This is a genomic window from Saccharothrix stipae, assembly GCF_054781895.1.
Genome location: NZ_BAAGTN010000002.1, coordinates 717952 through 741238 on the forward strand (window position 1 = coordinate 717952; position 23287 = coordinate 741238).

A 23287-nucleotide genomic window follows, 5' to 3' on the forward strand; every position below is an offset into this window, starting at 1 on the left:
GCAAAGGAGCGCGACTGACCCATTAGGGAGCGCAGATGGCCAAACACGTCGAGTACGAGAAGGTGGGCAGCGAGTACCTGGAGCACCGGCAGCTCAAGCGCGGCGCGGCCGGCTGGGTGTTGTTGGCGGGTCTGGGTGTTTCGTACGTCATCTCCGGCGACTTCGCCGGGTGGAACTTCGGGCTCGCCCAGGGCGGCTGGGGCGGGCTCCTGGTCGCGACGATCCTGATGGGCGCCATGTACACGTGCATGGTGTTCGGCCTGGCGGAGCTGGCCGCCGCGCTGCCCGTGGCCGGCGCGGGGTACGGCTTCGCGCGCCGGGCGCTGGGACCGCTGGGCGGTTTCGCGACCGGCATCGCGATCCTGGTCGAGTACGCCATCGCGCCCGCCGCGATCGTCGTGTTCATCGGCGACTACGTCCAGGCGCTCGGGCTGTTCGGGCTCACCAGCTCGTGGCCGGTGTACCTGGTCTGCTACCTGATCTTCGTCGGCGTGCACCTCTACGGCGTCGGCGAGGCCTTGCGGCTGATGTTCGTCATCACCGGTGTCGCGGTGGTCGCGCTGATCGCGTTCGTCGTCGGGATGATCCCGAAGTTCGACTCGGCCAAGCTGTTCGACATCGGGGACGGCAGCTTCCTGCCGTTCGGGTTCACCGGCGCCCTCGGCGCGCTGGTCTTCGCGATCTGGTTCTTCCTGGCGGTCGAGGGCGTGCCGCTGGCGGCGGAGGAGGCGCGCGACCCGAAGAAGGACATGCCGCGCGGCATCATCGGCGCGATGCTGGCGCTGCTGGTGTTCGCGGCGGCGATCCTGGTGTTCGCGCCGGGTGGCGCGGGCTCGGCGGCGTTGATGTCGTCCGGCAACCCGCTGCCCGAGGCGGTGCGCGCGGCCTACGGCGGCGACAACGCGCTCGCCCAGATCGTGAACTACGTGGGCCTGGCCGGGCTGGTGGCGTCGTTCTTCTCGATCATCTACGCGTACTCGCGGCAGCTGTTCGCGCTGTCGCGCGCGGGGTACCTGCCGCGTTGGCTGTCGAAGACCGGCAAGCGCAAGACGCCGTACCTGGCGTTGATCGTGCCCGGCACCATCGGGTTCATCCTCGCGGCGATCCTGAAGAGCGGCGCGACGCTGATCAACGTGGCGGTGTTCGGCGCGGCGCTGTCGTACGTGCTGATGATGGTGGCGCACATCGTGCTGCGGGTGCGCGAGCCCGGGTTGGAGCGTCCGTACCGGACGCCGGGCGGGGTCTTCACGACCGGGGTGGCGCTGGTGCTCGCGGTGGCGGCGGTGGTGGCGACGTTCTTCGTGGACGAGCTGGCCGCCGGGATCACCGCGGGCATCGTCGTGGTGGCGCTGGCGTACTTCTGGTTCTACAGCCGGCACCACCTCGTGGCCGCCGCGCCGGAGGAGGAGTTCGCCGCCATCGCGCAGGCCGAGGAGGAGTTGAAGGACTGACCGGCGCGTCGGGTGGCGGTGGACGCCGCCACCCGACGTGGTTGCGGATCCACCGATCGTGTACAGCAAGTCCTTCCGCACGTGGGAACCCCTTGACAACAGGGTTCCACCGACGACGGAAGGACGATCATGAAACGCAGGACGTTCACGGTCGGCGCGGCGGTCGCCGCACTGCTGTTCACCACCGCGCCCGCGATTGCCGCGCCGACCTTCGAAGACCGGGTTCTGGCTCTGACGAACGGGGAACGGTCGGCCGCGGGCTGCCCCGCCCTCGCCGCCAACGCCCAACTCGCCGCGGCGGCCAAGCGGCACAGCGACGACATGGCGCGCACGGGCAACTTCAGCCACACCGGCACGGACGGCAGCACAGCGGCGCAACGCGTCACCGATGCGGGGTATCACTTCCGGCTGATGGCGGAGAACATCGCCGCCGGCCAGGGGACCGCCGAGGAGGTCGTGAGCGCCTGGATGAGCAGCGAGAGCCACCGGGCCAACATCGTGAACTGCGAGCTGCGCGAACTCGGCGTGGCCCACTCCGTGGACGGTGGCAACAAGGCCTACTGGACCCAGGACTTCGGCGTCACGGGCTGACCGGTCGGCGCAACGTCGAGACGGTCTCGACGACGCTGCCCTCACCGAGCAGCTCGGCCCCGACCACCTTGGTCAGCAGCCCTTGGACCTTCACCAACAACCCACGGCGCCCGGCGAAGGCGGCCAGGTTCACCGGGGTGCCCTCGGTGAAGGCGATCTCCTTCAGATCGGGCAGGCCGGCGATCGGCGCCAGTGCCCGCAGGTCCCGCGTGGAGCTGACCGTCAGTCGTTCCAACCGCGACAGACCGGCCAACGGCCGCAGGTCGAACACCGTGGTGTGGGACAGGTCGAGGTTGCGCAGGTTGACCAGCGAGGCGATCGGGCCGATGTCGACGGTGCCGCACCGGCGCAGGGACAGGGTCTCCAGGGTGGCGGCCCACCGCTGGACGGCCGTGATGTTCAGCAGCCGCACGTCCTCGACGCGCAGTTCTCGTGGCGCGGCCAGGAACGCCAGCAGGTCCAGGTCGCCAAGCCGCCGGACGCTGGTGAACTTCAGCGTCGCGAGCTCCCATCGGCCGAGCCGGGCCAGCTCCGCGGCGTCGCAACCGCCGATCAGGTTCAGGTGGTTCAGCGCCGGCGCACGGCGCAGACCGGCCAGGCCGGTGATCTCCTCGGCCGTGACGTGGGCCGCGCGCAGCGCCGGCAGGTCGCCGAGCGGCGAGACGTCCAGCCTGCCGGCGTGCACGACCCTCAGGTGCGCCAACTCCGGCGTGTGCAGCGTGCCGAGGTCCGGCTCGTCGCGCAGGGTCAGCCCGAGGATCCGGACCTGGGGCGGCACGAAGTCGAGCGGGCCGGGCGGCGCGAAGCACGACACCCGCTGCACGTGCTTGAGGTGGCGCAGGCCGCGGGCCATGTCCGGATCGGTGAGGCTGACGGACCGCACCGGCAGGTCGGTGAGCACGGTGGCGGCGTAGGTGTCGGCGTCGAACTTGCCCCACGCGGCGACCAGCTCCTGCTTCACCCGTTCCCGGGTGTCCCGCCCGTACGAGGCCAGCAGCGGCAACGCGTCGTCCAGACCGATCGCGGCGGCCGCGCGGACGGTCGCCGCCACCTCGGCCTCGGTGCGGGGCCGCGACGCGGCGAGCAGGTCGAGCACGAACGCGCCCGCCGAGGCGAACGACTTGGCCGCCGTCACCGAGCGCGGCGGGAGCAGGCGCGCGACCCGGTCCTGGACGCGGTCGCGGAGCGCGGGCGTCAGCTCCGGCGCGGTCTCCAGGCACGCCACGGCGAGCAGGTGCAGGGCGGCCCGGTGCCGCTTCGACTCGTCGCCGCGGGTCAGGATCCGGTCGAGCAGCTCGTCGCGCCGCCCGCGCGAGGCGTGGCCCGCAGCCATCACGACCACCTCGTGCCACTGGTCGAGGTGCGCGTGGGCGACCAGCGTGCCGATGTCGTCCACGTCGATCGCCGCGCCGGCCGCCAGGTACTCCTGGAACGTGCGGTGCACGAAGTCGACCCGGCCCTCGACCGGCTCCCGCAGCAGACCGCTGCGCTCCAGCAGGTGCCGGTAGACGTCCTCGGCGGACGCGCGCACCTCCGGCATCGACGCCAACCGGCGTTCGACCTGGCCGATCGCGCGGTCGACCGGCGCGTCGGTGAGGTCGTTGCGGATGAACCAGTAGGCCAGATCACCCAGCAGGAGGATCTTGCGCGTCCGCGACAACCCCGGCAGCGGCTCGATCCGCCGCTCGGCGTCACGGCGTTCCAACAGCATCTGCAACGCGGTGTCGTAGAGCTCCATGCGGCTGTCCGGCAGGTGGCCGCGCCGGTCGCGGTGCAGCGCGCACAGCAGGGCGCACAGCAACGGGTACCCGGCGAGCTTGCGCAGGTGGTGCCGGGAGCCGAACTCGTCGAGCAACCGCGCCTGGTAGCCCGCCAGCTCGTCGCGGGCCAGGTCGTCGGACAGCTGCGAACGCATGGCGTCGTGCCAGCGCTCCACGAACACCCGCACGTCGGTCGACGTCATGGGTTGCAGGGAGGCCACCGCGAACTCGTCGGCCGCCAGCCAGTCCGGGTCGACGGCGCTGGGGCGTGACGTGACCACGAACCGCGCCGCGGGGAACGCCAGGACCAGCGACCGCAACCACTCGCGGGCCTCCTGGCGGCGGTGCGGCGCGAGTTCGTCCACGCCGTCGACCAGGATCAGGCCGTGGCCGTTGCGCAGTTGCCGCTGGACCCAGCCCGACGGCATCTCGTCGGCGATGTGGCGGCCGGCCTCGTTCAGGAAGCACTCGGCCGGCGGCAGCTCGCGGTCGGCGTAGCGGCGCAGCGGGACGAAGAACGGGATGGTGTCATTCCACCGGGTCAACGGCTCGGCGAAGTCCCGCAGCGCGCTGCGGACCGCGATCCACTGCAACAGGGTGGTCTTGCCGAGCCCCGCCTCGCCGCGGATGAAGATCCGGTCGCCGGAGGCCAGCAGGTCCTCCACGCGCTGACCGGGCGTGAAGTAGTCGGTGGCCGGGGCGTCGGCGGTGAGGCTGATGTAGGCTACCGAGAGCGGGTAGCGGCGGCTCGCCTCCGACAGGGTCGCCCCGAACATCTCGACCTGGTCGAGGGTGCGGGCGACGAGCTGCCGGTAGTCGTAGGAGAAGTCGGTCGAGCTGCGCCGTTGCGGCAGCCGGGCCAGCACGTCGCGGATGCCGGTGATGATCTCGGTCTCGCGGCGCAGGACCTCGGTCAGCGCGCTCGGGCCGAACGGCGGCAGCTTGCGCGCGATCTCGATCACGTACCCGGTGCACTCGCGCAGCAGCAGGCCGTAGAGCTGGACGGCGTCGGTGGACAGCCCGTCGGCGGCGTCGGGCGCGCGGCCGCGCAGGTGCCGGTCGAGCCGGCGGGCGTCGAGGTCGGCGGCGAACAGGTCGTCGTCGTCCAGCGCGGCCCGTTCGAACGTCTCGCGCACGGCCTCGATCGCGGCGAGCCGTTCGTGCTCCGGTAATCGGCGGTACTCGGTGTCCACGATCGGCTGGACCCGCTCGACCACGGCGTCGGTGAACTGCTCGCCCATCCGTCGCAGCTTGCGCTGGTCGAGCGTCCCGGTGAGCCGCTTCTCCAGCAGGTCGACGCCCGTGCCGCCGACGGCGGCGGTGACCGACTTGTCCCCCAACCACAGCTTCAGCGCGCTGCGGACCACCGACGCACCCAACGGGATCAGCGCGACCTCGATACCCACGCCCACAGCCTGGCACCTCCGCGGCCGACGGGTGCGGGTATCCGGGGATACGGCGACCCGGCGCCCGTCCCCCGGTCGACCGGGGCGAACGCCGGTGGAGATGTGCCCGTCGGCGACGCCCCTGGCAGGATCGGGGCGTGAGTGACATTCAACGTGTTGGAGTGGTGGGATCGGGCCTGATGGGCTCCGGCATCGCCGAGGTCTGCGCGCGGGCCGGGCTGGACGTGCTGGTGGCCGAGGTCAGCCCGGACGCCACGGAGGCCGCGCGGGGGCGGATCGCCTCTTCGCTCGGCCGGGGTGTGCGCAGCGGCAAGCTGTCCGCCGAGGACCGGGACGCCGCACTGGAGCGCCTGCGGTTCACCACCGACCTCGCCGACTTCGCCGACCGGAACCTGGTCGTGGAGGCGGTCGCGGAGAACGAGCAGGTCAAGACCGAGGTGTTCGCGGCGCTGGACAAGGTCGTCGTCGACCGGGACGCGCTCTTCGCGTCGAACACGTCCTCGATCCCGATCATGAAGCTGGGCATGGCCACCACCCGCCCCGAGCAGGTCATCGGCGTGCACTTCTTCAACCCGGTGCCGGTGTTGAAGCTGGTGGAGCTGGTGCCGTCGCTGCTGACCGGCGAGCAGACCAAGGCCAGGGCCGAGGCGTTCGTGACCGACGTGCTGCACAAGGAGGTCATCCGCTCGCAGGACCGGGCCGGGTTCGTGGTCAACGCCCTGCTGATCCCCTACCTGCTGTCGTCGATCCGGATGCTGGAGTCCGGGTTCGCCAGCGCCGAGGACATCGACAACGGCATGGTGCTCGGCTGCGCGCACCCGATGGGTCCGCTGCGCCTGACCGACCTGATCGGCCTGGACACCACCAAGGCGATCGCCGAGTCGATGTACGAGGAGTTCAAGGAGCCGCTGTACTCGCCGCCGCCGTTGCTGCTGCGCATGGTGGACGCGGGGCTGCTGGGCAAGAAGAGCGGGCGCGGGTTCCACAACTACGCGTCCTGAGCCGACCTCACGCCCGACCGGGCGTGCGCGGGGCCGTCGATCCGGGTGATCGGCGGCCCCGTCGGCCGCTGGGGGGACATACCACACGACTGGTGCGGAAGTCACGCCGGCAACTCGGGCGAGCAATTCACAGAACACGTCTTGAATGGCCGGACGGCAATAGCGGGCAAACGTGCGACCGTACCCCAGGCGGACGCCGGGACAAAATGCCACGATCCGTCATCGGACTTCGTCCCGCGATTAGTGCGAAAGACTGACCGAGGTCTAGTCAATAGGCCGTTCGGAGTAGTCTTGATTACCGTGCCAAGCCGGGGAACTACTGATCGACAGGACCGTGAACTGCCTTTAGAGTGCCCTACGTCACGCTACGGCCGCCTGGTGGACAAGATTGCTTCGCCTAGCGTAACTTTCGACTCGCCCCCCACGAGGAGAACCCCGCCTTGGACCCTCAAAAAGTATCCATACGCGATTTCACGGGCCGACAGCTCAGCGCCCTCCTGCATTCTTTGGGCATCACGCAAAACATCGTAAAATCCGATGGATTGCTCGCGGACGCGCTCGGTCCCGGAGGCCTGCGACCGGTTTCCACCAGCCCGGCCTGGCCTTCCGACGTCGCCGACGACCACACCCCCGTCGAGTTCTCCACGGCGTTCGCCGCGGGCGAGGCCCCGATCGTCCGCACCATCGTCGAACCCACCGCGACCAGGCCTTCCCGTGCTGCCAACACGGCGGCGGCGCTCGCCGCGCTGGACCGGATGAGGCAGCGCGAGAACCTGGACACCCGCCGTTTCGACGCGGTGCGGGACCTGTTCCTGCCGCAACGCCCCGAACGCGACTTCACGTTCTGGTACTCGTTGGTTTTCCGGCCGGACGAAGCACCTGCGGTGAAGGTCTACTTCAACCCGGAAGTGCGCGGCGAGGCCGCTGCCGAAGGATTGGTGCGCGAAGCACTGGACCGGACCGGCTTCGCCGCCGGTTTTCCGGTCCTGCGCGCCAACGCGGTGACCCGGCCCGGACTTGACAGGTATTCCTTCTTCGCCCTCGACCTGGTCGAACAACGGCGGGCCCGGGTGAAGGTCTACATCTCCCACCACGCGGCGGATGTAACGGACGTCACGCGGGCGGCGAAGGCCGCGCGAGGTGTCGATGTGGACAGGGTGCCCGATTTCTGCCTGCTCACCGGCGGGCACACCGGAACCTTCGACAAGCGCCCGCTCATTTCCAGCTACACGTTCCTGGACGGCGACGCCGAGGCACCGAGCGGCTATTCCCTCTACGTGCCGATCCGCGACTACGTGACCGACGACGAGGAGGCCCGCAGGCGGGTGCTCGCGGTGATGGCCAAGTACGACCTGGACCCGACGCAGTTCGACAGCGCGCTGCGCACCATCGCCCGGCGACCGCTGGACGAGGGTGTCGGCCTGATCGCCCACGTGTCGCTGCGCATGGGCAGGCCGCGCCCCGGCATCACCGTCTACCTCTCCTCCGAGGCCTACGACGTGGCCTCACCCCGTTCGATCAGCCTGGCCGGCTAGGAGTCACCCATGCCCACCATGGAGCCGTACCGCATCAAGGTCGTGGAGCCCATCCCGATCACCACCCGCGCGCACCGCGAGCGGGCGCTGGCCGCGGCCGGGTACAACCCGTTCAACCTCGCCGCCACCGACGTGACGATCGACCTGCTCAGCGACTCGGGCACCGGCGCCCTGTCGGCCGAGCAGCAGGCGGCGAGTTTGCGCGGTGACGAGACCTATGCGGGTGCGCGCTCCTACTACCGGTTCCGCGACGTGGTGCACGACCTGACCGGCTACCCGCACGCCTACCCCGTGCACCAGGGGCGCGCGGCCGAGCGGATCCTGTTCACCGCGCTGCTCAAGCCGGGTCAGGTCAGCGTCAGCAACACGCACTTCGACACCACGCGCGCGAACGTCGAGATCCTCGGCGGTCAGGCCGTCGACCTGCCGTGCCGGGCCGCCGGGGACCTCGACGACGACGCGCCGTTCAAGGGCGACATCGACCTGGACGCGCTGGAAGCGATCCTGTCCGGGCCGCGCGACGTCGCGATCGTGCTGCTCACCATCACCAACAACGGTGGTGGTGGGCAGCCGGTGTCGATGGCCAACATCAAGGCGGCGGGTGAGATCGCACGCCGCCACGGCGTGCCGTTCTTCCTCGACGCGGCGCGTTTCGCGGAGAACGCGTGGCTGGTCACGCAGCGGGAGCCGGGCTACGAGCACCACACGCCGCGGCAGGTCGCGGAGGAGGCGTTCAGCCTGGCCGACGGGTGCGTGGCGAGCCTGAAGAAGGACGCCATCGTCCACATGGGCGGGTTGCTCGGGATCCGCGACCCGGAGCTGGCCGCCAAGTGCGAGCTGCTGCTGATCGCGACCGAGGGCTTCCGCACCTACGGCGGTCTCGCCGGCCGCGACCTGGAGATGCTGGCGCAGGGCCTGCTGGAGGTGACCGACCCGGAGTACCTGCGCGCACGGGCCGACGCCACCGCGTACGTGGCGGAGTTGGCGCAGGCGGCGGGGGTGGACAGCGTGCGGCCGACCGGCGTGCACGCGGTGTACCTCAACGCCGGGCGCCTGCTGCGGCACCTGCCGCCGGGCAGGTTCCCGGGGTTCGCCCTGGCCACCGAGCTGTACCTGGCGGGCGGCATCCGGTGCGCCGAGCTCGGCTCGCTGTACCTGGGTGAGCTGGACGACGAGGGTGGGCTGCTCAAGCCCGCGCCGTACGAGCTGGTCCGCCTGGCCATCCCGCGGCGGGTCTACACGCAGAGCCACCTGGAGTACGTCGGCGAGACGCTGGCGGAGATCGCGAAGGACCCGGAACGGGTGCCCGGGTACCGGCTGACGCACGTGCCGAAGTTGTTGCGACACTTCAACTGCCGGCTCGAACCGGTGGTGTAGGCGGGACGGGTGACCGGTTCCGGTCACCCGCCTTCCAGGTCGGGGGGCGTCGCGGCGTTCCCGCCCGGCGACGACCCGCCGTCGACCGACCTGCCGGTCCGCGCGGCCGCGGGCCCTAAGCCATCGCGTCGAGCCGGTCCATGGTGTGCTTGATCAGGCTCACCAGGACGTTCTTGGCCGACTCCCGGTCCCGCGCGTCGCACAGCACGAGCGGGATGGCGGCGTCGACGTCCAACGCCCGCCGCACCTCGTCGACCGCGTAGTTGTGCGCGCCCTCGAAGCAGTTCACCGCGATGATGAACGGGATGCCGCGCCGCTCGAAGAAGTCGATCGACGGGAAGCTGCTGTCCAACCGCCGCGTGTCGACCAGGATCACCGCGCCGATCGCGCCGTAGGCCAGCTCGTCCCACATGAACCAGAACCGGTTCTGACCCGGGGTGCCGAACAGGTACAGCACCACCTCCGGGTTGATGGTGATGCGGCCGAAGTCGAGGGCGACCGTGGTCGTCTCCTTGGCCTCCAGGCCCAGCACGTCGTCGACGCCGACACCGGCCTCGGTGAGCAGCTCCTCGGTGTGCAGCGGGGGTATCTCGCTGACCGCGTTGACCATCGTCGTCTTGCCGGTGCCGAAGCCACCGGCGATGACGATCTTCACTGGGGTGGGTACGAGGAGCTCCCCACCCGGCCGCTCAGATTCCACGGACACCATCCAACACCGCCTGGAGCAGGTTCCGGTCCGGCACCTGCGGGACTCGGGAGGGGTCTCGGATCACGACGTCACCGCGTTGGATGAGATCGCTCAACAGCACCTTGACGACGACGAGCGGCACGTCGAGGTACGCGGCGACCTCCGCCACCGAGAGCGGGCGCCGGCACAGCTCCATGATCTCCATGTGCTCGACCGACAACGCGTCCGGGTCCGACGGCGACGGCATCGCGCGCACCTGCGTGACCAGGTGCAGCTCCGGTCGCAGCGGACGGGTCCGACCCCGCACCATCGCGTACGGGCGGACCAGCGGACCCGCGGCCTCGTCGTACCACCAGTCCTCGCGGCCGGCCATCAGGAGGACCTTCGGGCGGCCGGCAGGCTCGCCGCGGCCGTGCCGCGCGGCGCCGAGGACAGGTACGTGCCGACCCGCTTGACGAGCATGTTCATCTCGTAGGCGATCATGCCCATGTCGGAGTCCTCTTCGCCGAGCACGGCCAGGCAGGCGCCGTGGCCCGCGGCGGTGACGAAGAGGTAGGCGTGCTCCATCTCCACGATGGTCTGCCGCACCGCGCCGCCGCCGAAGTGCCGCCCCGTGCCGCGGGCGAGGCTCTGGAACGCCGAGGCCATCGCGGACAGGTGGTCCGAGTCGTCCTTCGAGAGCCCGGGCGAACGGCCCAGCAGCAGACCGTCGGCCGAGAGGACCACCGCGTGTCGAGCTCCGACCACCCGCCCGACCAGGTCCTCCAACAACCAGTTCAGTTCGTTGTGCTGGCTGGTCATGTCGTTCATCGGGTTGCCTTTCCGGTTTCCAGTCGTCCGGCCACTGCTGCTGATCAGGGTTCGAGGTCGCCGGAGGGTGTCCGGCGCGCGTCGCGTGTGCCCCGTTGGAACGCCGACAGGCCCTTGCGGACCCTCTCGGCGGACTGCTCGGGATCGACCTCGGGGAGCGGTTCGGGCGAAGGGTGGAAATCGTTGCGCACCAACTGCGGCGCCAGGTTCTGCTGACGGCGCCTGCGTGGCAGTTCGGGTCGGTCGGCGGCGGTCGCGGCCGACCCCGGCTCGTCCGCGGGCCACTCGGACGTGGCCCGCTTCCGCTGCGGCAGTTCGAGCTCGCCGCTGCGCTGCGACAGGTCCAGCCCGCCGCTCACTCGTTCGACCTCGGGAAGGGGATCCGAGTTGGCCGCGGCCTCGGCCTGGGCCCAGAAACCTTCGAGGTCTCGGGAACTGTCGGGAAACCTGGCGTCTCGCACTGAGTCGTCGCCCTGCTCCGGGATGTCGTGGAAGGAGCGGCGCGGCAGCTGCCGGGTCTCGGCGGGCTCCGTCGCCGTGGTGGGGCCCGCGACGATCGCGGACGGGATGAGGACCAGCGCCAACGTGCCGCCGTAGGGCGATTCGCGCAGCTCGACGTGGATGCCGCGGCGGGCGGCCAGCCGGGCGACCACGAACAGGCCCAGGCGCGACTCGCCGCGCAGGCGCATCGCGTCGAACTCCGGCGGGTCGGCCAGCATCGCGTTGTGCTGCTCCCGGTCCTCGGGGTTGATGCCCAGGCCGTGGTCCTCGATCTCGACCACGATGCCCTGAGGCACCTCGCTGGCGTGCACCTGCACCTGGGACCGGGGCGAGGAGAACGCGGTGGCGTTGTCCACGAGCTCGGCGATCAGGTGGATGGTGTCCGCGACGGCCGCGCCCACCAGCGCGGTGTCGGGCACCGGGTTCACCTTGACCCGGACGTACTGCTCGGTCTCGGCGACACCGGCGCGCAGCACGTCGAGCAGACGCACCGGCTTGCGCCACTGCCTGCCCGGCTGCTCGCCCGCGAGGATGATCAGGTTCTCCGCGTTGCGGCGGGCGCGGGTGGCGAGGTGGTCGAGCTGGAACAGCGCGTCGAGCTGCTCGGGGTTCTCCTCCTCGCGCTCCAGCTTGTCCAGGATCTTCAGCTGGCGGTGCACCAGCCCCTGGTTGCGGTGCGCGATGTCGAGGAAGACGCGGTTCACGCCCTCGCGGGCCTGGCTCTCCTTCACCGCCGCGGCGACGGCGGTGTACTGGGCGGCGTTGAACGCGTCGGCCACCTGGCCGATCTCGTCGCTGCCGTAGTCCAGCGGCGGCACCTCGACCTCGACGTCGACGTGCTTGCCCTCGCGGAGCCGGTCGACGATGTCGGGCAGCCGTTCGTGCGCCAGGGTCAGCGAGTCCTTCTTCAGCGCCGCGAGGCGGGTGATCAGGGCGCGGTTGACCAGGCGGTTCGACGTGCGGATCGCGATCAGGATGCCGATGATCACGGCGAGCAGCGCGACCAGGCTGCCGATCAGCACGGTGCGGAACTTGCTCTCGCCGCGGGCCATGGTGACGCCCACCGCGCTGGAGGCCTGCTCGCTGACCAGCGCCGTCAGCTCGTCGGAGATCGGGCCGCTGACGCTCTGCCACTCCTGCAGCGACCCGGCGTTGGACGGCTTCGGGCCGTTCTGGATCAGCTTGCCCTCGAACTCGACCAGCCGCTTCCACTGGTCGCCCTCGATCATGAACTGGTAGTGCTCGCGCACCTCGGGCCGGGCGTATGGGGCGATCGAGTCGTACGAGGAGTGGTAGGCGCCGACCAGGTTGGCGAACTCGATGTGCTCCTCGGGCGTGAACTGCCCGGAGGCCAGGGCGCTGGACGCGAGCGACGTGGCGCGGGACATCCAGTCGGCGGCCTTGAAGTACTCGGTGGCGGTGATGGCGCCCTTGACCGACTCGTGGTCGGGCACCACCCGGGCCTGCACGCTGAACAGCGCGTCACCGGCGTCCAGGAGGCTGTTGTAGTACGTGTAGATCTCGGACTTGGACGCGCGGTCCGATTCGAGGGCGCTGCGGCGCTGCGGCAGCTGGTCCAGCAGCACGTTCAGCGCGTTGATCTTGTCGACGATCTCCTGCGGCGCCTGGGCGGCCAACTCGTCGAACGCCGTGCGCATCTCGTCGACCGCGCGGTCGGTCTCCTGCTGCTGGGCCTGCAGGTCGCTGGTGCCGCGGTCGGGCTGGCTGAGCGCGGTCATGCTCAGCTCGCGCTCCTTCTGCAGCGCGGCGAACGTCTGGACCGCCGGGATCGACGCGTCCTTCACGCCGGAGGCGACCGCGCGGAGGTAGAAGCCGTCGAACAGGGTGTACGACGAGAACAGCGCCCACATGATGAGCAGGACGATGCTGGGGACGACGACGACACCGGTGAGTCGTGAACGGATCGTCTTGTAGTTCGTCTCCGTGGTGCTCTTCTGCTTCACAGCGCTCCGCAGCCTCGTCCGTTGCCAGGTCAGGCGCAGCACTAGTACCGCTGCCTCTTCTTCACCCGATCGGCGACGGAACGGTAACACCCGAAGATCATCATTACGAAGAGACAGCGATCACTTGCGCGACGCGACGATGAGGTTACCCAGTCGAGTGATCCCACCAACAGGGGGCCGATGTGAACTTCTCGACACCGGCCCCCTGTCTTTCACGGCTTCGGGACCGAAACCGCGTCGTACGTCGTCGTGGGCGTGGGCGGTGTGGTGAAGCGGGCGTTCGGCAGGTACAGCCGGCCCGCGAACGAGGCGACCGTCGTCGGCACGTCGAACCGTGAATCGGTGATCTTCGTCACGAGCGTGCCCCGCGACCCGTCCTTGGCCAGCGAAAACACCGCGACGGTGTTCAGGCGGTTCTGCACGACGTAGAGCGTGCGGCCCTCGACCAGCAGCCCGTCGCCGTTGGTCAGCACCTCGCCGCCCAGGTCGACGAGGGTCGTGCGGCCCGTGCGCGGGTCGACCCGGTGGAGTTGGCCGGTGTTGCTCTGCACGATCAGCAGGGCTTTGCCGTCGGGCGTCTCGGCGATCCCGTTGGCGTTGTTCACGCCCGGAGTGAGCACGAAGTCACCGGTGAGTGGAATCGCGGTGTGGGAGTCGGGCAACGCGCCGTGCCGGCCGAACGGGACGCGATAGAGCAGCGCCTTGCGCGAGTCGGTGAAGTACGCGGCCTCATCGGTGATCACGACGTCGTTGACGAAAGTGCTCGGATCGGCGGCGAACTCGTAGGACTTGAGGATTACTCCGGTTCGCGCGTCGACAACGCGACCGTCACCGCCCGCGCCACCCGCCACGAACAGCCTCTTGCGCCGATCGACCTTCAGCCCGACCGACGCCGTTCCCGGCCCTTGGCTGAACACCTCGCCGCGCCCGGTGCGGAGGTCGACGCGGAACAGGTCGCCGTCGGCCCGGGACCCGAAGTAGGCCGTCGGCGCCGAGCCGATCGCGATGCCCTCCGGCAGGAAGCCGTCGGGCAGGGGGAACTCGGTGGGGAACGGGTGTGCTTGCGCTGCGGTGGCGGGCGCGGCGGTGACGAGGGAAACCCCCAACACCACGGCGGCCAGCGCACCGAGGGTGCGAGACATGACCACACTCCTTCTCGACTCGTGGAGCGTTCGCTCGTGAGGCGACCCGGAGTGTTCCGCAGCGCCGGACGCGCGGTGAAGGCCGTCGCCGGCAGGGTGGCACTTCTACAGCAAATCGACAGGGTCGGCAGGGCCGGGAAGATGTGGTCGCCCGTGGACCGCCGGCCCCGACACCGCGAACGATCACCCGCCCGTGGTCTTTCATCGCCGGGAAAGCGTGACTTACCAGGCAAAATAGGACATTGGTTGCCCCGTCACAGTTTCTGGGCCGACGGTACCGATTCGGATCATGCACTATTCCAGGGAACCAAGAATCGCGATCCACACGATGGTGTCAATTCCGGAACATCGACCCGTGCCGACTTGTCCGCAACCGCTCCGATCGAGCATGCTGCATGTGCACATAATCGTGCCCGGCTCTGTCTCAGAGCCGGGCACTGTGTGGTGGGGGTAATCGATCGGCGTTTAGCAGGCGTGCTTGAAGATCACTATTCCCACCACATGGATGACGAGGCGTTGACGTCGCACTGACCAAGGGTGGACTCAACGTCTGTCGGCTCAGCCGACGCGGTGGCCGTACCTACCAGTGCGGTCGCCGCCGTCATCACTGCGAGCACCACCAGGACCCTGGGGACAACTCGCCATCTGGTTCGCCCAATTGGGCTCTTTCGTGTCACGGCCGGGAATCCTCGCACACTCCCGAACCGGTACTGTCCCAGCGGGACAGTACCGGCGAGCGGGCGAACCCGGTTGCGTTAGGTGATCATGCGTCGTCAGACACGTGAACCAGACCCACGCCATGCCGCGTCTCGTGGTTCGACGCGCGGAAAACCCATCCGTTCGAGTGACTCAATTCCCTCTAACGGGTGAGAGTTTCCCGACCCCATCGGTGGCCTGTGGTGCAGGGACATCCGGGTCGCTCCACTCGGCCAGCTGGGCGCTGATGCTGTGCGCCCTGGGGTCGCCCAAGCCGCCGTACAGCTCACGAGCCAGGCTCCAGCACCGACGTGCTTCCTCGTGCGCGCCCTGACGCCAGCGGATCTGCGCCATCATGTCCAGGGCCGTCGCCAGTCGAAGCGGGTCGTGGGCTCGACGACAGAGGTCTACGGCGCGCTCGGCGTAGAAGGAGGCGTTCTCCAGATCGCCGAGGTCACGGTGCACGGAAGCCGCCGTGGTGGCAGCCTGCCCTTCAAGGGCCGGCCCGCGGGCCTTGCTCAACATGGACATCGCCTGGTGGGCGTGGCCCAGCGCACCGGAGTGGTCGCCCAGGGCGTGGTAGGCGTTGGCCAGGGATGCCAGGGCCACGCCGGCACCGGCCTCGTCGTTCAGGCGATCCCGCAACGACCGCGCCAGGTGCAACTGGACCACGGCATCGTGCAGCCTCCCGCCCTGGAGCATGGCGTCGCCGATGCGCTGCAGCACGCTGGCTTCCAAGTTCACGTCATCCGCCTGCCGCGCGACCACCAGGGCCCGGTTCAGCACCTCCAACGCGCCCGGGACGTCGCCGGCCATGGAGCGCCGTTCACCGATGTTGCGCAGCACCGTCGCCTGTCCACGCAGATGCCCGATTTCGAGCAGGATGTCGTACGAGAGCCGGTAGCACTCGTCGGCCTGTGGGTATTCGTAGAAACGTGCGTAGGTGAGCCCGAGGTTGCACAGCAGACTTCCCTCACCGGCCCGGTCGCCCGAAGACCCGGCACTCCGGACGGCCGCCTGCGACCCCTGTAATACCTCGTCCTTGAACCCCAGGCGCATCATGATCTCGCCAACGGCGTTCAACAGGCGCCAGACGTGGTCGTGGAAGTCGTTCGACGCCGCGAAATCGATCACGGCCGCGAGCTCCGCGCGTTCCCGGGCGCACCAGTCCAGTGCCGCTTCCGGGTCTTCGAACACCGAAGGCGCGACGCCCTCGGAGAGTTCCAGCAGCGGCACGCCCTCCTGGTTCGCGAACACCATGCGGTCGGCGTTGTTGCCGGTGTGCAGAAACCAGTCGAGCATTCGCCGTGCCGCCTGGCGTCGTTCCTCCGCTCCCTCGTCGCGGCCTACGCGCTCGGCCGCGTAGTCGCGCAGCAGGTCGTGGAAGGCGTACCGATCACCCTCCCTGGGCTCCAGCAGCCTGGCCCACACCAGCGCTTCGAGCTGCGGCCGGACTTCGGCGAGCGGGAGACCGGTCAACGCCGCGGCCACCCCGATCTGGACGACGAGACCCGGGTACAAGCCCAGCAGGCGGAACAGGCGGCGCACCGGCGGACTCAACACCTCGTACGAGCAGTCGATGGCCGCGCGCGGCGACACCACGACCTGGGATCCGTTCGCGTCGAGGTCGAGGAGGGCGCCGCGCTCGCGGAACTGGACCACGAAGTCGCTGATCGGCTTCCCGCGCTGCGCGGCCACGTACTCCCCGATCAGCCCGAGCGTCAACGGGATGCCCCCTGCCTGCACCGCGAGCCGCTCCACCGCGTCCGGCTCGGCCTCCGCACGAGCCCCGAGGCGGTCGTGCAGCCACTGCCTCGCCAAGCCGATCTCCAGCGGGGACACGGTGAAGCAGCGCGCTCCGTAGCGGAGGCTGAGGTCGCTGAGCCGTCCGCGACTCGTGACGACCACGACCGACCCCGTGAGCAGCGGGAGCAGGCCTTCGACGTGTCCGGCGTCGGCGGCGTTGTCCAGGATGACGAGGAGCCGGCGGGTCGAGAGGACGTCGCGCAGCTTCGCGCGCCTGGCCCGGGTGGTGGGAGGGCAGTCCGCGGGGGTGACCCCGACCGCGTCGAGCAGTCCCGCGACGACCTCCTCCTCGGTCATCGAAGGGCCTTCGCCGAAGCCGTTGAGGTTGACGAACCACAAGCCCTGCGGGAACCGACCCTTCACCCGGTGCGCCCAGTGCACGGCGAGGGTGGTCTTGCCGACTCCCGGCTGCCCGTCCAACGCGATCAGGCGCGACCGGGGGCCGTCCGCAAGGAGCGCGTCCAACTCGGACAACAGGTCCTCGTGACCGGTGAAGCCGTCGATGTCGTACGGGAGGTACATCGGCACGGTGCGCTGCGGCGCACCGCGCGCGGGCACCGGTCGAGGACTGCCGTTCAGCAGTTCGTCGTGGAACCTGCGCAGCTCGTCGGCCCGTTCCGGGAAGTCCGCCGCCCGGGCACGGCGGTGGTAGTCGAGGAAGTACTGGACTGCTTCTTCCCTGCGCTCCAGGGCGTACAACGCCTGGAGACGGCGCTTGGCCAGCAGCACGTCCGCGTCGTACTCGATCTGTGCCGCCTTGACCAGGCGCAGCACCTCCTCGTACTCGCCCAACTGGTGGCGGCCGTAGATCAGGGCGTTGTTGGCTTGCAACCACTCGTCCCGGCCGACCACGCGGCGCCAGTCGTCGGCGCGGTCGGTGTCGAGGTCCGCCAGCGGCTCGTCCCAGAGCTCCAGCGCCGACTCCAGCAGCTCGCAGGCGCGCTCCCGCTCGCCCGACTTCCCCAGCCGACGCGCCTCTCCCACGATCCGCTGGAACACGTGGAAATCGATGGTGGCGGGGTCGGCGATCAATCGGTACGCCCCGTCCTCGGTCTTGAGTTGCGCCGGCAGGTCGTGCAGCTTGAGGGCACTGCGTATTCGTGTCGAGTACGTGGACAGCGTGGCCGCGGGATCACGCGGCGCCTTGCCGTCCGGCCACACCCATTCCGCCAAAGTGCGGACCGGCACGGCTTTGCCGACGTACATCAGCAGCACCGCGAGAACACCGCGTTCCTTTGGCGTTCCCCAGTCGTGGCTGAAACCGTCGACCACCCGCACGCGTGTCCGTCCGAGGATCTTGAAATCCATGGTCACCAGCGCCACCCCTCGCTGGAGGCAATGATTCGCGTTTGAGTCTGCCCGTACACACCTACTCGATCCAGCTCCCCATCACGTTCCGATACCTCGATGTGACAATGCGTAGTCCGGTCGGCCTAGCCCGGTGGAGTCCGAAAGGTTTTTGAAAGGTGCGTGCGGCTCACACCTGGTGCTCGCGCTCCTGCACGTGCAAATCCGCGTCGGTATTGATCTCCGCAACCACCCGGAGCACGGCTTTCAGCCTTCCGTATGCGCGATGAACCGGATTCGACAGCGGCCGCTCCCAGGCTGGGGACACCTCCGGCGGGAAACGCCCGCTCGGATCGCCGAGGAGGTACGCATGGAGTTCCCTGATGTGGTGGTGGTCGGTCTCGGCTTCACCGGGTTGCCCACGGCGGTGGCGGCGGCGGAAGCAGGCCTGCGGGTCCTCGGTCTGGACAGCTCACCGCAGCGCATCGACGACGTGGTCGCCGTCCAACCCGGTTGCGGGCTGGGCACCGTGCCGGAAGAGGTCCTGAGCGACGTGCTGGCGACGGGGCGGCTGGTCGTTCGCGACGTCGCCGGTGGCTTGCCGGCCGCGAAGGTGCACGTGCTGTGCCTTCCGACCCCGCCCGAACCGCGCGGCGGGGTGGACATCCGCCCCTTGATCCACTCGGTGCACGCGGTCGCGAAGGTGCTGCGTCGGGGTGATCTGGTGATCGTCCAGAGCACGTGCCCCCCGGGAACCGTCGACCAGTCCCTGGTGCCGGCACTGGAGCGGCTCTCCGGCATGCGCGCCGGCACGGACTTCCACGTCGCCACGGCCCCGATGCGGATCGACCCGGGGAACCGGACGCACCAACTCGCCGCCATACCCCGCGTCGTAGGTGGCCACACCGCCCGGTGCGCGGCTCAAGCCACCCAGTTCCTGTCCTCGATCGCGCACCAGGTCGTCACCGTGACCACGAGCTGCGCGGCAGAGTTGGCCAAGGTCTTCGAGAACGCCTTCCGGCTGGTCAACATCTCATTGGTCAACGAGTTGGCGGTCGTCTGCCGGGCGTACGGGGTCGACGTGGCGGAAGTGCTGCGCGCCGCGGGCACCAAGCCGTTCGGGTTCCTCGGGCACCAACCGAGCGCGGGCGCGGGAGGCGACTGCGTGCCCGTCTCGGCACGCTTCCTCTCCACCGCCGCACGACGCCGCGGCACGCTCACCCCGCTGATCGACGCCGCCTTGGCCCTCAACGACGCGATGCCCGCGCACACGGTCGACCGGTTGCGCGAGGCGGCCGCGCGGGTGACCCGGAAACCCCTGTGCGACAGCAAGGTCCTCGTGCTGGGCGTGACCTACAAGCCCGACACCCCGAACGTGCGCCAGTCGGCGGCGGTGGCGGTGCTGGAGGAACTGCGCAGGGAGACCGCGGTCGACTACCACGACCCCTATGTGGCGGAGCTCGTCCTGTCCGACGGAGCCGAGCTCCGCAGCAGGGACATCGGGGATCTCGGAGGTGTCGACTTCGCGGTCGTCATGACTCCGCACCGCGTCTACGAGGACCTGCACGGGTTGGGCGTGCCGGTCTTCGACTGCTCGACCGGCGAGCCGCGCCTGGTTCCCGAACGCCTCCGGTCCGCGGCATGACGGACCACTGGATCAGGGGCCCGATCGGGCCGGACGCCGAACGACGGGTGACGGTGCCCGGTTGTCGGACCGTCCTGGTGATGGTGCCGCACCTCGTCGCGGGCACGCGGCTGATCTCCGACGTGGTGCCGCTCCTGTTCAACGACCCCAGGGTGCAGGTGGTGTTCTCGGTCACCGACACCGGGCAGTGGTGGCACGGCACCGAGGAGTACGTGCGCAGGCAGGGAGGAGTCGTCGTGCCCTGGCACCAGGCGACCCAGCACGACTTCGACCTGGTGCTGGCCGCGGCCCACAACGACCTGGACCAGGCTCGCGGGCCGATCGTGCTGCTGCCGCACGGAGCGGGCAACCTGGCGTCGCGCAAGTACAGCAGACACGCGGGACGCGCCGCCCTGCCGCACGCCGGGCTGAGCCGTGAGTCGCTTGTCCGGCGCGGCCGGGTCCTCCCCACCGTGATCGGCCTGACGCACGAGGACGAGTTGGTCGCGTTGGGCACGTCCTGCCCGGAAGCACTGGGAAGCGCTTCGGTGGTCGGGGATCCCTGCCTCGACCGGATGGTGGCCAGCCTCCCGTTCCGGTCTCGCTACCGCGAGGCGCTGGCGGTGCGCGAGGAGCAGCTCCTGGTCACGGTGAGTTCGACCTGGGCGCCCGATTCGGCCTTCGGCAGCGACCTGTCGTTGTGCCGCGCGTTGCTCGACGAGTTGCCGAGGGCGAGGTACAGGGTCGCGCTGGTACTGCATCCGAACGTCTGGGCCGTCCACGGGTGGTGGCAGGTGCGGGCTTGGTTGCACGACTGCATCGAAGACGGGTTGTTGGTGATCCCGCCCGAGGAGGGCTGGCGAGGCACCGTCATCGCCAGTGACACCGTGGTGGGGGATCACGGCTCCACCACCCAGTACGCCGCGGCGATCGGCAAACCGGTGGTGCTGGCGTCCTTCCCCGAGGCGAACGTCCGCAGCGGCAGCCTCGCGGACGCGGTCCGCGAACGCGTGCCGATGCTGGACCGCGATCGGCCGTTGCTGCCCCAGGTCGCCGCGGTCCGCGCCGGGAACGCGGCGGGGGTGGCCGAGTTGATGTCATCACGACCGGGTCGGGCCTCGGCGGCCCTGCGCGCGATCATGTACCGCTTGATGAGGTTGCCGGAGCCCGATCGGGCCGCCACCACCGCGGCGGTGCCCGCTCCAACTCGCCTCCACCTGGAGCACACATGATCGCGTGGCTGGTCGTCGACGGCGTGGGTGTCGGCGTGCACCGCCTCGTCTTCGGCCCCCTGTCCGGCAGCCTCGACCAACTCCTGATCGGTGAGGTGGGCCGCGCCGACCCCGCCGCGCTCGGATTGGCCGACCTGGTGATAGAGCCGACTCACCGGTCGAGCTCCGCGAGTCTGGTGGTGATCGTGGCGGCCTTCGGGTTCCCCGAGCCACCGAGCAGTCGCTGCGCCTCGCGGTAGCGTTCGCGTGCTGCGGGGAGGTCGCCGCCGGACTCGGCGACCTCCCCGAGCATCACCAGGATCTCCGCCTCGTAGAACGGCGAACCGAAGCCGCGGACCACTTCCAACGCCGTGCGCAGGTGCCCCTCGGCCTCGGCGGTGTGCCTCCGGCCCACTTCGATCGCGGCGACGGACATGAGGCACCTGGCCTCTCCCGCGCGATCACCGTGCCGTCTCATGGAGTCGGCCGCGGCGACCAGCTCCGCCATCGCGTCATCGTCGCGGCCCAGTTCGGCCAGCACCTCTCCGATCCGGCGGGTGCACAGCGCCTCGGCCCGTGGCGACCCGGTGTGCCGGCGGATCTCCCGCGCACGCACCAAGAGGTCCAAAGCCCGTTGCAGGTCACCTGCACCCTGCGCCACGCCGCCGAGTTCGGTCAGCGCGACGGCAACACCCTGGCTGTCCCCGTCTTGCTCCGCAATGGCCAGCGCACGGGTTCCCTCCCGCTCGGCGTCCTGGAACCGGCGCAGGCTCCCGTAGGTGAACGCCAACTGTGCCCTCAGCTTGGCCTCCGCTGCCCGGTTGCCGCACCGCACGGCCGCCGGCACGCCGAGTTCGTGCAACGCCAACCAGTCGTCGTAGTGCCGCAGGTGGAGGAACAACCCCCACATCGCCTCGCAGAACTTCCAGACCTGCTCGTCGAAGCCCAGGTTGTCGGCGATTTGGCAGACCTCGCGCAGGTTGACCCGTTCCTCCTCCAGCCAAACCAGCGCTTCGCGCGTGGTCGGGAACGAGGACCGCCGGTCGTGGAAGCGCGTGTTGACCCGGTGGCGCGTCGGGCGCAGGGCCAGGTCCGCGTCCACCAAGCGGTCCAGGTACCACTCCACCATGCGTCGAAGGGCAGCGTCGCGCTCCTCGTGCGAAGCCCAGTCGGCGTGCCGGCGGGCGTGCAGCCGCAGCAGGTCGTGGAACCGGAACCGCTCGTCCCCCACCTCGGTCAGGAGGTTCTTCTCGACGAGTTCGCCCAACACGGGCTCGATCTCCGGCCGTGGCTCGCCCGCCATCGCGGCCGCGGCTTCGGCATCGAAGGTCGGCCCGGGGTGCAGGGCACACAGGCGGTAGACGCGGGCGTGATCAGGTGGCAGGTCCGTGTACGACAGGTCGAAGACCGCCTCGACCGACACGCCGTCGTCCGCCACCAGGGTGGCCAGGCGTTCGGCGCGCAGCGAGCCTGCCTCTTTCGACAGCGACCGACGTGGGTGGGTCGACAGGCGCGCACCGATCACGGACAGCGCGATGGGCAGCCCCGCGCAGAGCCGGGCCAGTTCCCGAGCGGCAGAAGGTTCCGACGTGACGCGCGAGCCCACGGCGCGTTCGAGCAGTTCCAGCGACGCGTCTTCGTCGAACGACTCGACCTCCACGAACCTGGCGCCGTCCACCGCCAGTCCGCCCAACCGCCAGCGGCTGGTGACCACGACCGCACTGCGCGGCGAGGTGGGGAGCAGCGGGCGCACCTGTGCCGCGGAGATCGCGTTGTCCAGCAGCAGCGCCACTTGCCGGTCGGCGGTGAGGGTGCGGAAGGTCGCCTGTCTTCGGGCGAGCCCCGACGGGATGTCGGTTCCCGGTACGCCCAGCGCCAGGAGGAACCACTCAAGGACTTCCTCCGGCGTTGTCGGTGCCCCGAGGTGGTGAATGCCCAGGTCCGCGTACAGCTGGCCGTCAGGGAAGCGCTTGCGGGTGTCATGTAGCCACCGCAAGGCCAACGAGGTCTTTCCCACGCCGCCCGGTCCGCTGATCACCACCACCGGCGCCTCGTCCGCCTCCAGCCAGCCGTTGAGCGCCGCCAGTTCACGACGCCGGCTCGTGAACAGCTTCGGCGCGGGCGGTAGTTGGTAGGGAATCACCGGTTCCGAGCGCGGAGTGTTGAAGTGCACCGCTCCGACGCTTCCGGCTTGGACCACCGGACCGTAAGCCGTGCCTGCCACCACGTTCTCCCTGCTGTGCCTCACAGGCCCCCTCCCTGTACAACCCGTGACTTGAGTGTCACAGAAATGACATCGGTCGCCGGGTGACCGTCGGGTGGACTCATAGCTCCGTTTGGCCGCCGGCCTCAGAGCGACCACAGCCCGGATAACGAAGGAGTAACACCCAGGTCGTCGACGGCGGGCGGCACGTATGCCCCTTTGCACCGCCCAGGA

15 protein-coding genes are annotated in these 23287 nt (G+C 69.7%); 7 read left to right on the forward strand and 8 right to left on the reverse strand.

Going from position 1 to position 23287, the window contains the following annotated elements; translation table 11 throughout:
- The first annotated feature begins 35 nt into the window (after positions 1 to 35).
- Positions 36 to 1451, forward strand: a complete 1416-nt coding sequence (eat, locus tag ACYVLT_RS06265; RefSeq protein WP_461119129.1) for an ethanolamine permease — start codon at positions 36 to 38, stop codon at positions 1449 to 1451.
- A 129-nt stretch (positions 1452 to 1580) separates the two neighbouring features.
- The gene (locus ACYVLT_RS06270) at positions 1581 to 2042 is read left to right on the forward strand and encodes a CAP domain-containing protein (protein ID WP_461119130.1); all 462 of its coding nucleotides are present in this window, start codon (positions 1581 to 1583) and stop codon (positions 2040 to 2042) included.
- Here the strand turns inward: ACYVLT_RS06270 and ACYVLT_RS06275 are convergent.
- The gene (locus ACYVLT_RS06275; protein ID WP_461119131.1) at positions 2032 to 5214 is read right to left on the reverse strand and encodes an NACHT domain-containing protein; all 3183 of its coding nucleotides are present in this window, start codon (positions 5212 to 5214) and stop codon (positions 2032 to 2034) included. The genes ACYVLT_RS06270 and ACYVLT_RS06275 overlap by 11 nt on opposite strands.
- Positions 5215 to 5345: 131 nt before the next feature.
- On the opposite strand from ACYVLT_RS06275, the gene ACYVLT_RS06280 reads away from it, so the two are divergent.
- From ACYVLT_RS06280 to ACYVLT_RS06290, 3 genes are all read left to right on the forward strand, one after another.
- Positions 5346 to 6209 carry a 3-hydroxybutyryl-CoA dehydrogenase gene (locus ACYVLT_RS06280; protein ID WP_461119132.1) on the forward strand — a complete coding sequence of 288 codons (864 nt, stop codon included), beginning with the start codon at positions 5346 to 5348 and terminating at the stop codon, positions 6207 to 6209.
- Between the two features lie 506 nt (positions 6210 to 6715).
- Positions 6716 to 7744 carry a tryptophan dimethylallyltransferase family protein gene (locus ACYVLT_RS06285; protein WP_461119133.1) on the forward strand — a complete coding sequence of 343 codons (1029 nt, stop codon included), beginning with the start codon at positions 6716 to 6718 and terminating at the stop codon, positions 7742 to 7744.
- A 9-nt stretch (positions 7745 to 7753) separates the two neighbouring features.
- A complete protein-coding gene (locus tag ACYVLT_RS06290) occupies positions 7754 to 9121 on the forward strand; it encodes a tryptophanase (RefSeq protein ID WP_461119134.1) in 1368 nt (455 codons plus the stop codon).
- Between the two features lie 115 nt (positions 9122 to 9236).
- Here ACYVLT_RS06290 and ACYVLT_RS06295 read toward each other — a convergent pair whose 3' ends face one another.
- The 6 genes from ACYVLT_RS06295 to ACYVLT_RS06320 all read right to left on the reverse strand — a co-directional run bounded on the left by ACYVLT_RS06295 (position 9237) and on the right by ACYVLT_RS06320 (position 18036).
- Complete coding sequence (locus tag ACYVLT_RS06295; protein ID WP_461119135.1) at positions 9237 to 9830, reverse strand: GTP-binding protein; 594 nt, start codon at positions 9828 to 9830, stop codon at positions 9237 to 9239.
- Entirely contained in the window at positions 9811 to 10182 is a 372-nt protein-coding gene (locus tag ACYVLT_RS06300) for a DUF742 domain-containing protein (RefSeq protein ID WP_053718070.1), read from the reverse strand. Before ACYVLT_RS06300 ends, ACYVLT_RS06295 begins: the two co-directional genes overlap by 20 nt.
- The gene (locus ACYVLT_RS06305) at positions 10182 to 10619 is read right to left on the reverse strand and encodes a roadblock/LC7 domain-containing protein (protein ID WP_053718071.1); all 438 of its coding nucleotides are present in this window, start codon (positions 10617 to 10619) and stop codon (positions 10182 to 10184) included. Before ACYVLT_RS06305 ends, ACYVLT_RS06300 begins: the two co-directional genes overlap by 1 nt.
- Positions 10620 to 10663: 44 nt before the next feature.
- Positions 10664 to 13084, reverse strand: a complete 2421-nt coding sequence (locus ACYVLT_RS06310) for a sensor histidine kinase (RefSeq protein ID WP_461119136.1) — start codon at positions 13082 to 13084, stop codon at positions 10664 to 10666.
- Positions 13085 to 13296: 212 nt separating this feature from the next.
- Positions 13297 to 14226, reverse strand: a complete 930-nt coding sequence (locus ACYVLT_RS06315) for an SMP-30/gluconolactonase/LRE family protein (RefSeq protein ID WP_461119137.1) — start codon at positions 14224 to 14226, stop codon at positions 13297 to 13299.
- Positions 14227 to 15075: 849 nt separating this feature from the next.
- Positions 15076 to 18036 carry a BTAD domain-containing putative transcriptional regulator gene (locus tag ACYVLT_RS06320; RefSeq protein WP_461119254.1) on the reverse strand — a complete coding sequence of 987 codons (2961 nt, stop codon included), beginning with the start codon at positions 18034 to 18036 and terminating at the stop codon, positions 15076 to 15078.
- 349 nt (positions 18037 to 18385) lie between these two features.
- Between ACYVLT_RS06320 and ACYVLT_RS06325 the strand changes: the two genes are divergently transcribed.
- Both ACYVLT_RS06325 and ACYVLT_RS06330 read left to right on the forward strand, forming a co-directional pair.
- The gene (locus ACYVLT_RS06325) at positions 18386 to 19660 is read left to right on the forward strand and encodes a nucleotide sugar dehydrogenase (RefSeq protein WP_461119138.1); all 1275 of its coding nucleotides are present in this window, start codon (positions 18386 to 18388) and stop codon (positions 19658 to 19660) included.
- Positions 19657 to 20871 (forward strand): hypothetical protein, encoded by a 1215-nt coding sequence (locus tag ACYVLT_RS06330; RefSeq protein WP_461119139.1) that lies wholly within the window; start codon positions 19657 to 19659, stop codon positions 20869 to 20871. The genes ACYVLT_RS06325 and ACYVLT_RS06330 overlap by 4 nt, the downstream gene beginning before the upstream one ends.
- A 151-nt stretch (positions 20872 to 21022) precedes the next feature.
- Here the strand turns inward: ACYVLT_RS06330 and ACYVLT_RS06335 are convergent, their stop codons facing one another.
- Positions 21023 to 23023: an ATP-binding protein gene (locus ACYVLT_RS06335; protein ID WP_461119140.1), complete on the reverse strand. Its 2001-nt coding sequence runs from the start codon at positions 23021 to 23023 to the stop codon at positions 21023 to 21025.
- Positions 23024 to 23287 lie beyond the last annotated feature (264 nt).